This is a genomic window from Tenggerimyces flavus, from assembly GCF_016907715.1.
Classification (GTDB): Bacteria; Actinomycetota; Actinomycetes; order Propionibacteriales; family Actinopolymorphaceae; genus Tenggerimyces; species Tenggerimyces flavus.
Genome location: NZ_JAFBCM010000001.1, coordinates 807706 through 821422 on the forward strand (window position 1 = coordinate 807706; position 13717 = coordinate 821422).

General features: G+C 69.1%; 13 protein-coding genes. 5 read left to right on the plus strand and 8 right to left on the minus strand.

Features of this window, described 5'->3' with window-relative positions:
- Positions 1-18: 18 nt before the first annotated feature.
- The 4 genes from JOD67_RS03930 to JOD67_RS03945 are packed head-to-tail and all read right to left on the minus strand — an operon-like array spanning position 19 to position 3502.
- Positions 19-948, minus strand: coding sequence for an ABC transporter substrate-binding protein (locus tag JOD67_RS03930; RefSeq protein WP_205115307.1), 930 nt, complete (start codon positions 946-948; stop codon positions 19-21).
- A 48-nt stretch (positions 949-996) separates the two neighbouring features.
- The gene (locus JOD67_RS03935; RefSeq protein ID WP_205115309.1) at positions 997-1752 is read right to left on the minus strand and encodes an ABC transporter permease; all 756 of its coding nucleotides are present in this window, start codon (positions 1750-1752) and stop codon (positions 997-999) included.
- Positions 1749-2396 (minus strand): ABC transporter permease, encoded by a 648-nt coding sequence (locus tag JOD67_RS03940; RefSeq protein WP_205115311.1) that lies wholly within the window; start codon positions 2394-2396, stop codon positions 1749-1751. Before JOD67_RS03940 ends, JOD67_RS03935 begins: the two co-directional genes overlap by 4 nt.
- Positions 2393-3502, minus strand: a complete 1110-nt coding sequence (locus JOD67_RS03945; protein WP_205115313.1) for an ABC transporter ATP-binding protein — start codon at positions 3500-3502, stop codon at positions 2393-2395. Before JOD67_RS03945 ends, JOD67_RS03940 begins: the two co-directional genes overlap by 4 nt.
- A gap of 54 nt (positions 3503-3556) precedes the next feature.
- On the opposite strand from JOD67_RS03945, the gene JOD67_RS03950 reads away from it, so the two are divergent.
- Together JOD67_RS03950 and JOD67_RS03955 are read left to right on the plus strand one after the other, a co-directional pair.
- On the plus strand, positions 3557-4999 hold the full coding sequence (locus JOD67_RS03950; protein ID WP_205115315.1) for an aromatic amino acid ammonia-lyase: 1443 nt from the start codon (positions 3557-3559) through the stop codon (positions 4997-4999).
- 11 nt (positions 5000-5010) lie between these two features.
- Positions 5011-6471, plus strand: coding sequence for a sulfatase family protein (locus JOD67_RS03955; RefSeq protein WP_205115317.1), 1461 nt, complete (start codon positions 5011-5013; stop codon positions 6469-6471).
- A gap of 14 nt (positions 6472-6485) precedes the next feature.
- Here JOD67_RS03955 and JOD67_RS03960 read toward each other — a convergent pair whose 3' ends face one another.
- The 4 genes from JOD67_RS03960 to JOD67_RS03975 all read right to left on the minus strand — a co-directional run bounded on the left by JOD67_RS03960 (position 6486) and on the right by JOD67_RS03975 (position 9019).
- The gene (locus JOD67_RS03960) at positions 6486-7037 is read right to left on the minus strand and encodes a DinB family protein (RefSeq protein ID WP_205115319.1); all 552 of its coding nucleotides are present in this window, start codon (positions 7035-7037) and stop codon (positions 6486-6488) included.
- A 30-nt stretch (positions 7038-7067) separates the two neighbouring features.
- A complete protein-coding gene (locus JOD67_RS03965; protein WP_205115321.1) occupies positions 7068-7628 on the minus strand; it encodes a cysteine dioxygenase in 561 nt (186 codons plus the stop codon).
- Positions 7625-8500, minus strand: coding sequence for an amidohydrolase family protein (locus JOD67_RS03970; protein WP_205115323.1), 876 nt, complete (start codon positions 8498-8500; stop codon positions 7625-7627). The genes JOD67_RS03965 and JOD67_RS03970 overlap by 4 nt, the downstream gene beginning before the upstream one ends.
- Positions 8501-8587: 87 nt before the next feature.
- The gene (locus JOD67_RS03975; protein WP_205115325.1) at positions 8588-9019 is read right to left on the minus strand and encodes a hypothetical protein; all 432 of its coding nucleotides are present in this window, start codon (positions 9017-9019) and stop codon (positions 8588-8590) included.
- Positions 9020-9112: 93 nt separating this feature from the next.
- On the opposite strand from JOD67_RS03975, the gene JOD67_RS03980 reads away from it, so the two are divergent.
- From JOD67_RS03980 to JOD67_RS03990, 3 genes are all read left to right on the plus strand, one after another.
- Positions 9113-9691, plus strand: coding sequence for a TetR/AcrR family transcriptional regulator (locus tag JOD67_RS03980; protein WP_205115327.1), 579 nt, complete (start codon positions 9113-9115; stop codon positions 9689-9691).
- A 561-nt stretch (positions 9692-10252) separates the two neighbouring features.
- Positions 10253-11266, plus strand: coding sequence for a LacI family DNA-binding transcriptional regulator (locus JOD67_RS03985; RefSeq protein WP_205115328.1), 1014 nt, complete (start codon positions 10253-10255; stop codon positions 11264-11266).
- 246 nt (positions 11267-11512) lie between these two features.
- Complete coding sequence (locus JOD67_RS03990) at positions 11513-13669, plus strand: (Fe-S)-binding protein (RefSeq protein ID WP_205115329.1); 2157 nt, start codon at positions 11513-11515, stop codon at positions 13667-13669.
- Positions 13670-13717: the final 48 nt, after the last annotated feature.

Consider the following 13717-nt stretch of genomic DNA (forward strand, 5'->3'; position numbering starts at 1 on the left):
TGCTCGACGTTCTCGGCCCTAGCTCAGGCCGGCGCCGTCCAACCACGCCTTCGCGATGTCGTCGGGGTTCTTCTTGTCCACCTCGGCCTGCTTCACCAGGTCGGCGAGCGTCGGGGTGTCGAGCTTCGCCGACACCGCGTTGAGCGCTTCCTTCACGGTGTCCGAAGCTTTCGACTTGGTGATCAACGGCACCACGTTCTGTGCCGCGAACAGGCTCTTCGGGTCGTCGAGCACGACGAAGTTGTTCTCCGCGATCGCCGACTGCGTGGTGAACAGGTTGACGGCCTGCACCTGCCCGTTCTTCAACGCCTGCACGGAAAGCGGCCCCGCCACGTCCAGCGGACGGAACTGCTTGAACTCCAGCCCGTACTTCTCCTTCAGCCCGACGAGGCCGGTCTGCCGGGTACGGAACTCAGGCGGTCCGCCGATGACGATGTCCTTGGCCACCGGGCCAAGATCCTCGATCGACTTCAGCTTGTACTGGTCCGCGACCTCCTGCGTGACGACGATCGCGTCCTTGTCCTCCGCGGCAGCCTTGTCCAGCACCGTCAGGGTCTCCGGCAGCTTCGCCGGGATCGCGTCGTACACCTCGTCCGGCGTCACCGCGGCCGTCTGCTTGTCGAAGAACTGCAGCAGCACGCCGGAGTACTCCGGGATCAGGTCGATCGACCCGTCCTCGAGCGCCTGCATGAACGCCTCGCGGTTGCCGATGTTGAGCTTCTTGGTGACCTTGACGCCCTTCGCCTCGAGCGCGCCAGCGTAGATCTCCGCGAGCACGACGTTCTCCGGGAAGTTCGCCGATCCCACCACGATCGTGTCGGTCGGCGCCTTCGAGCTGTCGGTGTCGCCGCTCGGCGTGGCCAGCGGGTCCCCGCCCGCACCGCACCCCGCAACGAGGGCGAGCGCCCCGACCGCGAGCCCCGCGGCGAGTCTCTGGAACGGTTTCATCTGGGAGTTCTCTCCTTCGTTGCTGCTACCGGTTCGGTACGCATGCCATCAACGTGCTGCGACCAGCTCTTCTTCCTTCACGTCGCTTTCCGCGGCGGTCTCCGCCACCAGGTCGCGCCGTCCAGTGCGCTTGGACAGTCCGCGCGGGACCAGCAGCCACTGCACGAACGCCAGCACCAGCTCGAACGCCACCGCCAACAGAGCCACCAGAATCGCGCCGCCCAGCATCACCTGGTACTGCTGGTTGGCCAGTCCGTCGAGCACGAACCGGCCCAGGCCACCGAGCGAGACGACGGCGGCGATCGTCGCGGTCGAGACGATCTGCAGCATCGCGCTGCGGATGCCGGACATCATCAGCGGCAACGCGCAGGGCGTCTCGATCTTGAACAACACCTGCCCGCCGGTCATCCCCATCCCGTACGCGGCGTCCCGCGCCGCCTCGTCTACGCCCTCGACTCCCGCGTACGTCGTCGCGAGGATCGGCGGAACGGCCAGCACCACGAGGACGAAGATGCTCGGCACCAGGTAGGCCGCGTCTCCGGGAAGCAGCGGACCCACGATGATCGCGGCGAGGATCACCAGACCCAGCGTCGGCAGCGCGCGGAACGCGTTCGCCAGCCCGGCGACGAGGAACTTCCCCTTGCCGGTGTGCCCGATGTACAGCCCGAGCGGGATGCCGATCGCGGCGGCGAGGATCAGCGCGAGCACCGAGTAGCCGATGTGCTCGATGAGCCTGTTCGGAATCCCGTCGATGCCGGACCAGTTGACGGGATCTCTGAGCCAGTCGAAGAATCCGGTGATCATGCGCGCGCCCTTCGCCAGGGAGTCAGCATTCGGGTACCGACCAGAACGACCGCGTCGAGCGCCAGCGCCAACGCGACCGACAGGACGAGCCCGGTGAGCAGCGGGGCCGGGAAGTTGCGCTGGAACCCGTCGATGAACAGGCTGCCGAGCTGAGAGACCCCGATCAGCGAGGCGACGCTGACCATGCTCACGTTCGACACGACCGCCACGCGGAGGCCGGCGGCGATGAACGGGACCGCCACCGGGAGCTCGACGGAGATGAACTGGCGGAACGGTTTGTAGCCCATCGCCTGCGCCGCCTGCCGGACGTCCTCGGGCACCGCCGCGAGACCGTCAGCGACCGTACGGACGAGCAACGCGACGGAGTAGACGGTCAGCGCCGCGATCACGTTCGCGTCGTCGAGGATGCCGAAGCCGAAGATCACCGGAGCGATCACGAACAACGCCAGCGACGGGATCGTGTAGAGCAGGCCGGTGATGCCGATCATCGGCGGATAGACCCAGCGGAACCGGCGCGCCACCCAGCCCAACGGGATCGCCAGCACCAGGCCGATCACCACGGGAACGAGCGTGAGGTAGACGTGCCGGACGAAGACCGTGAAGATCTCGCTGGCGTTGCTCGAGAACCACTCGAACCAGTTCATCCGGTGACCTCGGCAACTCCCGGGTGCGCCTCGTCGACCTTCTCCAGGACGCGGCCCGCGACGACGGTTCCGAGCAGCCGGCCCTGGCCGTCGGTGACGACGCCGCGGCCGGTCGGCGAGGACAGCGCGGCGTCGAGGATGCCGCGCAGCGATCCGTCGACGGACGCCACCGTTCCGCCCCGGTTGAGGACGTCCGGCGTCACCTCGTCGTCCAACCGGTCGACGTCAATCCAGCCTTGCGGGCGCTGGCCATCGTCGAGGACGAGCACCCAGCCGTCGGTCGCGGCCGAACGTGCCTCGGCGGCGGTCTGCCCCAACTTCACGGTCGGCTCGGAGTCGAGCTCGATCCCGTCAGCCTGCATGAACGACAGCGCCCGGTAGCCGCGGTCCCGTCCGACGAACCCCGCGACGAAGTCGTCGGCAGGGTCGGCCAGCAGCTCCGCGGGCGTCGCCATCTGAGCGAGGATGCCGCCCGTGCGGAACACCGCCACCTGGTCGCCGAGCTTGATCGCCTCGTCGATGTCGTGCGTGACGAACACGATCGTCTTGTCCAGCTCGTTCTGCAGCCGCAGGAACTCCTCCTGCAGACCCTCGCGGACGACGGGGTCGACGGCGGAGAACGGCTCGTCCATCAGCATCACCGGCGGATCGGCCGCGAGCGCGCGAGCGACGCCGACGCGCTGCTGCTGCCCGCCGGACAGCTGCGACGGATAGCGCTGCGCGAACGCACCGGGCAGGCCGACGCGCTCGAGCACCTCGCGCGCACGGCTGCGCGCCTTCGCCTTGTCCCAGCCGAGCAGCAGCGGAACGGTCGCGACGTTGTCGACCACCGTCCGGTGTGGGAACAGGCCCGCGTGCTGGATCACGTACCCGATGCCGCGCCGCAGCGTGGCAGGGTCCTTACCTCCCGTTTCGTCACCGTCGATCAGGATGCGCCCGCTCGTGGGCTCGATCATCCGGTTGATCATGCGGAGGGAGGTCGTCTTGCCGCAGCCCGAAGGTCCGACGAACACGGTGATCTTCCCGGACGGAGCCTGCAGATTCACCTCGTTCACCGCGACGGTGCCGTCGGGGTAACGCTTGGTGACGGAATCGAACTCGATCACGCCGGCACTCCTCGGTCGACGGAAGCACAATGGCCAGAGGACCACACTAGTCATGTGGGACCGACAGACATCTTCCTCGACGGAGAGTCGTTGACACCTTACGACGTTGTTTCCGTCGTACGAGGCGGTGCGACCGTCGCCCTCGACCCGGTCGCACGGGCACGGGTCGAGGCCACGGCGAGGGCCGTGCAGCAGGCCGTCGCCTGGCGTCCGGTGTACGGGGCGACCACCGGCGTCGGCGCGAACCGCGACGTCGTGGCCGAACGAGCGGGCCACGGCCAGCGCATCCTGCTGAGCCACGCGACTGCCGGCGGCGACGCACTGCCGGACGAGGTCGCGCGGGCTGTGCTCGTCGTCCGGGCGAACCAGCTCGCAGCGGGCGGATCGGGCACGCGGGCCGAGGTGCTCGACGGACTCGTCGTCGCGATCGGCCTGGGCGCGGCGCCGTTGCTGCACGGCTACACCGGGATCGGTACGGGCGATCTGTCCGCACTCGCCGAGCTCGGGCTGCAACTCGCGGGCGAGCTGCCCTGGCGGTCGGGGGCGCCGCCGGTGGTCGCGCTCACCGACCTCGACGTACTGCCGTTCCTGTCGAGCACCGCCGCGACCGTGGCGCAGGCGATCGTCGCCGCGATCGACCTCGCCGAGCTGCTCACCGCCACGTACCCGGTGACCGCGCTGTCGTTCGTCGCGCTCGGCGGCAACCCGGAAGCGTTCGACGCCCGGGTGCACGAGGCCCGCCCGCAACCCGGTCAGGCCGAGGCGGCGAAGGCAGTCCGCGACCTGCTCGCCGGTGGCAGGCCGACGACACCGCTGCGGATCCAGGACCCGTTCGGCCTGCGATCGTTTCCCCAGGTGCACGGTCCGGCCGTCCACGCGCTCGATCGGCTGTTGGAGGTCCTGACCATCGAGCTCAACTCGCGCGCCGAGAACCCGCTCGTCGTACGAACCGAGGCCGGCGGCGACGTTCTGCACCACGGCAACTGGCACGGCGCGCCGGTCGCCTTGGCGTTGGACTCGGCTCGGCTCGCCCTGCACTCGGTCGCGTCGCTGTCGGTCGCGCGCACCGCGAGCCTGATGAACCCGGACCTCACCGCGCTCACGTCGTTCCTCGCCGAGGGCCCGGCGGGGTCGTCGGGAGCGATGGGGGTGGAGTACGTCCAGCACGCGGCGCTGGCGCGGCTGCGTTCGCTGGCCGCTCCCGCGAGCCTCTCGACGGCCCGGATGTCGCGCGGCGCGGAGGACCACGCGAGCTTCTCGACCGAGGCGGCTCGGCTGACCGGGGAGAGCGTGCAGCCGTTCCGTACGGTGCTCGCGTGCGAGCTGGTCACCGCGACGCGGGCGCTCCGGCTGGCCGGCGCGAAGCCCGCCGACCTGCTGCCGTCCGGGGTGGGTGAGGCGTACCAACGCGCGTACGACGAGCTACCTCCGGACCTCGGCGACCGACCCCTGACAATCGACATCGCGAAAGCCGAGGCACTGCTCGTCGCTCGCTAGGGTGGTCGATCATGAGCGCGACCAGGCCGAACGTGCTGCTCCTGATGACCGACCAGCAACGCGCTGACTTCACTCTCGGCGCGGGCTTCGAGCTCGACACGATGCCGTTCGTCGACTCGCTCGCCGCGCGCGGCAGGCGGATCCGCAACGCGTACACAACGGCCCCGGCCTGCGTCCCGGCGCGGACGAGCCTGCTGACCGGCCGCTATCCGTCGGCACATCGGGTCCGGCAGAACTCCGCGGTCTCCCACGTCGTGCGCGGCGACGACCTGCTCGATGTTCTACGCGGCGCGGGCTACTCGCTGCACTTCGCGGGCAAGACGCACATGTACCGCAAGGCCGAGGACTTCGACACGTTCGCCGGTCCGTACTGGCACGAGACCGGTCCCGAGGCGACGCCGGAGGACGCGGCGTTCGCGGACTGGATGCGCTCGATCGACCACGGCCCGGCCCTCGAGCCGACACCGTTCCCACTCGAGCGGGAGTTCCCGTACCGGATCGTGTCGGACGCGATCGCCGGGCTCGAGCAACGGGACAAGGACAAACCGTTCTTCAGCTGGCTGTCGTTCCCGGAGCCGCACAACCCGTACCAGGCGCCAGAGCCGTACTTCTCGATGTTCCCCGACGTGCCCGACCGCGCGCACGGTCCGGAGGCCGCGCTGGCTAAGGGCGGCATGTACCGCTGGCTGCGTGAGCTGCAGGAGTCGAAGCGCCCTGGGTACGACGACCTGTGGCGGCGCTACCGGTCGACGTACTGCGGCATGCTGCGGCTCATCGACGACCAGCTGCGGCGGCTGTTCGCGTACCTGGACAAGAACGGGCTCGCCGAGAACACGCTGGTCTGCTTCATCGCCGACCACGGCGACTACGTCGGCGACTACGGCCTGCAGCGCAAGGGCGCGGGGATGCCGGAGGTGCTGATGCGCATCCCGTTCGTCGTCGCCGGGCCGGGAGTCGTGGCCGGCGCCGACGACGTCTACGTCACGCTCGCCGACCTGCTGCCGACGCTGTGCGAGGCGGTCGGCGAGCCGATCCCGTTCGGCGTGCAGGGCCGCAGCCTCTGGCCAGTGCTGACCGGAAGCCCTTACCCCGTTGAGGAGTTCGCGAGTTGCTACGCCGAGCGCGGGTACGGCGGAGTGCCGTACGAACCCGACGAGCACCCACCACTGCACTTCTCCTACGAGGGTGAGACGTACGACGAGCTCAATTCCGTCACCCAGAGCGGCTTCACTCGCATGCTCCGCACCGGCGACTGGAAGCTGCTGTACGACAACGCCGGAACGGGCGAGCTGTACGACCTGAGCACGGACCCGTACGAACTCGACAACCTCTGGTCCACCCGTCCCGACGTCCGCGCCGAACTGCTGGAACGCCTGCTGCTGTGGGCGAATCGCGTTGTCGACGATCTTCCGCAGGCGGCCTACACGCCGAAGAGGTCCCCCCACAACTGGCGGTGGGCGGACGAACCGTAGGCCTCCTGCCGCGGCTACGCCTCGCTGGGCGGGTCCTCCCCCACCAGCCCGTCGACGGACTCGCGGATGATGTCCGCGTGTCCGGTGTGCCGCGCGTACTCCTCGATGATGTCGACCAGCATCCGTCGCAGCGTCGGCGTGCGACCGTCCGACCAGGTGTACACCTGCGGGCGGTCGAGCCCACCGCCTTCGGTGAGCGCCTTGGAGATCAGCGCACGCGAGCGGGCGACGGTCTCGGTCCACAACGCCAGCAGTTCCTCGGGTGAGTCGTCGGCGGCCGTTCGCCACTCCCAGTCCGGGTCGGAGTCCCAGTCCACGTTCCACAGCGGCTGATAGTCGTTCCCCCAGAGCCGGTGCGAGAAGTAGTCGTCCTCGACGAGCGAGATGTGCTTGATCAGTCCGCCGAGCGTCATCGACGAGGCCGCGGTCGTCGCCCGCAGGCCAGCCGCGTCCACGCCGCTGCTGGCCTTCCAGATGAACGTGCGGCGCATGCGTTCCAGCGAGCCCACCAGGGTGTCGGCCTCGTTGCCCGCGACGGGTGGCTCGGTCAGGTGCGATTCGGTCATGGCACGCAGCCTAGGACCCGTTCCGGACGATCAGCTTCCGGTAAGCGGACGGAGCTCGTCGGCGTACGAGACGGACGCGCGCTGGAGCACCCCGCTGCCGGTCACCGTGTACTGGCCGACCCGCCAGAGCGCGGGCGAGTACGCGTGGATCGACACGCTCCGCGGCAGATAGCCGGTCACCCGATGGATGTGATCGGGGCCGAAGCAGAAGACGCTCCCGGCCTCGATCACCGTCGCGAGGCTGGGCCGGCCGATCGCGAGGTTGTGCTCGACCAGCGCGCCCTGCGCCACGGCGACCGCGCCGGAGGAGATGTCGTGGTCGTGCCAGCCGGTGTCGTTCCGCGGTGTCCAGCACAGCGCCCAGACATCGACGTGCGCGTCGCGGTGCAGGCAGACGTAGTGCCGCTCGTCGTCGCTCCAGGCGAGCTGGTCCTCCCAGCGATACGACTGGGCGGCCACCGAGGCGACCAACCGCTTCAGCTCGTGCTTGTCCAGGTCGCGGTCGGGCAGGTCATCGAGGTGCAGATCAACAGGAAGGCCGGCGAACAGTTCGGCGGAGTGGGCCGGGACGTAGTCGGCTTCGGCGGTCATGGCAGTCCTCCTTCCAGGAGGCGGTGCGGGTTGGTCCTGCGGATGGCCGCCGTCGCGGCCGCGCCGAGCTCGGGGTTGGTGGGCTCCGCGTACGGGCGATCGGTGCCGAACGCGACGGTGTCGATGCCGAGCACCCGGATCACCGCGTCGAGCCCGCGCGGTCCGTACGAGGAGGTGTCGACGAACACGTCCGGATCGATCCGGCGGTACGTGCCGCCGCGGGCCGTGAGGCGTTCATGATGAACAGGCGCGAGTCCCGCCGCGGCGGCGAAACACAAACGCAGTTTGGGGAACTGCGCACGTCCGGCGACGTGCCACGCCCACCAGGCGGCGTGCAGCTGGCCGACGTAGTCGACTACCGCGGGCCACCATCCCGGCACGTTGTCCCGCGGCGTTGCGGGTCCGGGATGGACGAGGACGGGCTTGTTCGCCGCCTCGCAGACCTCGAGCAGCGGGCCGACCCGTTCCAGCCCGTCCGGCGTCCCCAGCGGGGTCGCCGGGAGCTCGAGCCCGACGCAGCCGGCGTCGAGATTCGCCTGCAGGGTTGAGGGATCGAGCTCTCGTACGGACACCGCGGCCCAGGCCTTGAACGGAGCCGGCAGCTCCAGCGCGCCGGAGTGCCAAGCGGCGAGCAGGTCGGGATCCTCGACGCCGAGCGCCGCGGACAGCGCGACGAGCGCGAGCCCCGTGCCGTCGTCGGTCTCGAGGGCGACCCGCTTCGGCACGTCGTGCGCGGCGGGATCGACGTCGTACGGCGCCTCGCCGTCGAGCTCGAGCCGCCACCCGACCAGCCGCGGCGGTCTCGGCCGCGACCGCAACGCCTCGATCAGCGCGACCGGCCACAGATGCTGGTGCACATCGATGGCTTCCATGTCCGCCCCGGGGCCAAGGTTGGTGATGCGGTTCACTGAACGGCTTCAGTGAACCGCTTCACCGTCTGGTCGTCAAGGCCCATCCACCTACCGGACAACCGCGCTCTCCGCCTCGATCCGCGCCGGGATCGCCCGCTTGAACATCATCCACAGCGCCAACGCGAGCACCGAGACGCCGGAGGCGACGTCGGTCCAGATCAGCACCGTCTGCAGCCCGTCGAACGCCGACGGCGGCGCCTCGCCGTAGTGGCCGAGGCTGATCAGCCCGGTGAGCGAGTAGATCGCCATGAACACGACCGCTGGCCACCAGCGCTCCTGCCGCGTGCGGAGATACGCCAGCACGCCGATCGTGGTGAAGATCACCCAGCCGAGCACGATCTGCCACGCGCCGACGACGAGCGGACTGTCGCCCTTGTCGTACGCGGCGAACCGCACCGTGTTGTCCGTGTAGTGCAGGATCGACAGCCCCACCGAGACCCAGAAGACGACGTTGAGCGCTTTCCGCAGACCGTCGGTCATGGGAACTCTCCCGTTCTCTAGATAGATCGCTCTAGTCAGAGGCTAGACTGCCTCATACGACCAGCGCAACGCCATACCTCGGAGAGGGGACCCATGCCTGCCGAGACCAGAGAGCGGATCATGGCGACGACCGCGGAGCTGTTCCGCCGACGCGGCTACAACGGGACCGGCCTGAAGCAGATCGTCGCCGAGGCGAGCGCTCCGTTCGGTTCGCTGTACCACTTCTTCCCCGGCGGCAAGGTGCAGCTGGGCGAGGAGGTCATCCGCTGGTCCGGCGGACTGTACGGGCAGCTGATCGACTCCCTCTTCGACCCGGCGCCGGACGTGGAGACCGCGATCGCGTTCGCGTTCCACAGCGCCGGCGAGACCCTCGTCGAGACCGACTACGCGGACGCCTGCCCGATCGCGACGGTGGCCCTGGAGGTCGCGAGCACGAACGAGACGTTGCGCGTCACGACGCACGAGGTCTTCGAGAGCTGGCTTGCCAACCTGCATGAGCGATTCGTCTCCGCCGGCCTGCCCGCGGAACGCGCACGGACGTTGTCGCAGACGTTGTTGATGCTGCTCGAGGGAGCGTTCATCCTCTGCCGCGCCGCGCGGACGACCGAGGCGATGGCCGCGGCCGGCGACGCAGCTGTGGCGGAGGTGCGTCGCGCGTTCGACGCCACCTAGCCCCGGGATCTCAGGTGTTGGTAGGCGACTTCGGCGTGTGAAAGCCGGGCGTGTCTGTCTTGCTGGGGAGACTTGGGGTGGCGACGTCTCGAGTGAGCTGAGCGGGACGGCACTCCGTGGGTGAAGCGTGTCGTGGTCGCCTTACCCGGCCAGTGGCCGCTCTACCTGGCGTCCACCCCACGTAAAGCGGCCGCTGACCATGTAAAGATCATTGGCCCAGGGGGGTGGGGGCGGACCGGTCGAACCCACCGCTGGACGAAAGATCGAGGCTAGCGAAGCGTCTGGCAAAGATCGCCTGGCGCGCGCCACCTCGCGTCCCGCCTTGCCGCGGGGCGCCGCGCGCCATCGCGCTACGCGCGACGACCGGCGCTATTGCCAGACACGGCCTTGTCGCACAAGAGTCGGCGGCGGCGTTGCTTTCTCGACTCCACCCGTGCACCGACGGCCCATGGCCGGGACCTCTCACCTTCGACGCAGCCGCCATCGGTGCCCGCGGTCGAGAAGGCGACGCCTCATGCCGCCGACCGGTGCGACCGATCGGGTACGGCATAGGCTGCGGGGATGCCGGCCCGCCGCAAGCGACCGACGATCCGTGACATCGCAACGGAGACAGGGCTGTCTCCGGCAGCCGTGTCCTACGCGCTGCGCGGATTGCAGGTTCCCGAGGAGACGCAGCAGCGCGTCCGCGAGGCGGCCGAGCGGTTGGGGTACGAGGCCGATCCGATCGCCCGAGCGCTGGCGTCCGGACGTACCGGCCTGGTCGGCGTCCTGTGCGGATCGCTCGCCGACGGCTGGCAGCAGTCCGTCGCCGCCGAGCTTGGCCGCGGCCTGTTGGGCGCCGACCGCAACGCGTTGATCGTGGACGCCGCGAACGACCGGGCCCGCGAGGCAGCGCTCGCGAAGCACCTCCTCGACCAGCGCGTCGACGCCCTGATCACCCTGCCCGTCGACCCGCGCTCGGCCCACTGGACCGACGCCGCGTCGCGCACCGTTCTCGTCGCGATCGGCGACGCACTGCCGGACGCGTCGACGGCGGCGGAGATCGTGTTCGACAACACGACCGGCGTCACCGAGGCGCTGCGTACGCTGGCGGCCGCGGGACACACGCGCGTGACCGTCTTCACCCCGGCGCGCGCCGGCACCCCGGACCGCCCTGCCGAGCTGGTCGTTCAGCAGGTCGCGCCCGCGTTGGGCATCACCGCGTCCCTGGTCGACTGCCCGCACGACCTCGACGGCGCGGCCGCGGTCGCACTCGACGTGCTGAGCATGCAGCCACGGCCAACCGCGGTGTTCTGCCTCGCCGACTCGATGGCGTACGGGGTCTACGACGCCGCCCGCTCGCTGGGCCTGTCGATCCCGCGGCAGCTGTCGGTGCTCGGATACGACGACCAGCCGATGTCGCGCATCCTGACTCCGCCGCTCTCCTCCTATGCCTGGCCCATCGACGAGCTCGTCGCGGCCGTCGTCGAACGCGTCGTGCGCGCGATCGACGACGGCCGCCGGAGCCGCCGCAAGGTTCTGACGCCCGAACCCCGCCCCCGCGACTCCATCGCCCCTCCGGGCTCCCGTGGGTAGTTCACGCTGTTGAGTTGTCAAGGTGCCGTTGTGACGCCCAGCTTTCATCGCGAGAAGGGGAAACGCGACCGGCTGGAGGCGAGCTGTGGACAACCTGCGGAAAGACCCGGCTGTGGACAGAAAGCCGGCAGCCGAACCCCGGCCGGTGGGCTAAGTTACTTTCGAGTAGCATCGGCTTCGGCGTGTTGCGCGGGCGCGCGGCGCGCTGATGGAGTGAGCTGAGCGCGCCGGAAGAGGAGGCACCCCTTGCAAGCCGCCGCGATCATCATCTGCGCAGTCAGCACGCTCGTCGCCGTCGCGCTCGTCGCGAAGAGCGGCGCCGGGATCGTCCGGACCGTACGGCTCGGGCAGCCTGCCGTCGGCCGTACGGACAACCCGACGCAGCGCTGGGTCACCATGCTCACCGAGACCCTCGGCCACACGCGCATGCTGAAGTGGACGCTGATCGGCGCCGCGCACTGGTTCGTGTTCGTCGGCTTCGGGTTGCTGTTCTTCACGCTCGTCACCGCGTACGGGCAGGTTTTCGCCCATCCCGACTGGGCACTGCCGATCATCGGTCATTTCTGGCCCTACGAGTTCGTCTCCGAGCTGATCACCGTGATCATGCTCGTCGCGATCGTCGCGCTGATCGCGATCCGGCAGCGCAACCACCCGCGGACGCTCGGGCGCAAGAGCCGCTTCTTCGGCAGCCGGTTCTGGCAGGCGTACTACGTCGAGTACACGATCCTCGCGATCGGTGTCTGCATCATGCTGCTCCGCGGCTTCGAGGGTGCCCGCGTCGATACGCCGTGGGATCTGCACTTCGCGTTCAGCTACCCGCTCGCCGTCCTCTTCAGCGGCCTCAGCGACGGCGCCCTCGCCAACGCGATCTGGGTCACCGCAACAGTAAAGATCCTTGTCTCCATGGCCTGGTTCCTCACCATCGCGCTGAACCTGACCATGGGCGTCGCCTGGCACCGCTTCACCGCGTTCCCGAACATCTGGTTCCGCCGCGAGGCCACCGGCGGTACGGCGCTCGGCCCGCTGCAGCCGATGCACTCGCGCGGCGAACCGATCAACTTCGAGGACCCTGGCGAGGACGACATCTTCGGCGTCGGGAACGTGGAGGACTTCACCTGGAAGGGGCTGCTCGACTTCACCACCTGCACCGAATGTGGCCGCTGCCAGTCCCAGTGCCCGGCGTGGAACACCGAGAAGCCGCTCTCGCCGAAGCTGCTCATGATGGACCTGCGCCAGCACGCGTACGCCAAAGCCCCTTACCTGCAAGCGACTGAGGCCGAACGCAAGGAGCTCCCCGAGCACGTCCAAGCCGAGGGCGAACGCGTCCTCGTCGGTCCGCTCGACAGCGGCGCGGTCATCGACCCCGACGTGCTCTGGTCCTGTACGACGTGCGGCGCGTGCGTGGAGCAATGCCCGGTTGACATCGAACACGTCGACCACATCGTCGACATGCGGCGCTATCAGGTGCTGGTCGAATCGTCGTTCCCGAGTGAGCTCAACCAGCTCTTCAGAGGCCTGGAAAGCAAGGGCAATCCTTGGAACCTGAACCCGTCCGGCCGGCTCGATTGGGCAAAGGACCTTCCTTTCGAGGTCAAGGTGCTCGGCGCGGACGTCGAATCGCTCGGCGAAGTGGAGTACCTGTTCTGGGTCGGCTGTGCCGGCGCGTTCGAGGACCGGGCGAAGAAGACGACGCAGGCCATGGCAGAGCTGCTGGACGCGGCGGGCGTCTCGTTCGCCGTCCTCGGCGAGGGCGAGACCTGTACGGGCGATCCCGCCCGACGGGCGGGCAACGAGTTCGTCTTCCAGATGCTCGCGCAGCAGAACGTCGAGGTGCTGAAGGTGGCGGGCGCGTCGAAGGTCGTCGTGACCTGCGCGCACTGCTTCAACACGATCAAGAACGAGTACCAGCAGCTCGGCCTCGAGCTGGAGGTCGTTCACCACACGCAGCTGCTCAACCGGCTCGTCCGCGAGCGCAAGCTCCGTCCGGTCGCGCCGTCCGCGCACGACACCGCAGCGATGCCGATCACGTACCACGACCCGTGCTACCTCGGCCGGCACAACCAGGTCTACACACCGCCGCGCGAGCTGCTCGGCGCACTGCCGGGCGTCGAGGTCCGCGAGATGGAACGGTCAGGTAACCGATCTTTCTGTTGCGGTGCCGGCGGCGCGCGGATGTGGATGGAAGAGCCGATCGGCAAGCGGATCAACCTGGAACGTTCCGACGAGGCGGTCGCGACCGGCGCCGAACGGATCGCCACCGCGTGCCCGTTCTGCCGCGTGATGCTCTCCGACGGACTGACCCAGAAGCAGGCCGACGGCACTGCCGGCGAGGACGTCCAGGTCGTCGATGTCGCCCAGCTGCTGCTGGAGTCGGTACGCAGAGGAGACGGCCAGCCCGGCTGAACGGCCGAGGCGGCGACAGCCGCCAGGGCGCACGATCGGCCGTTCGGT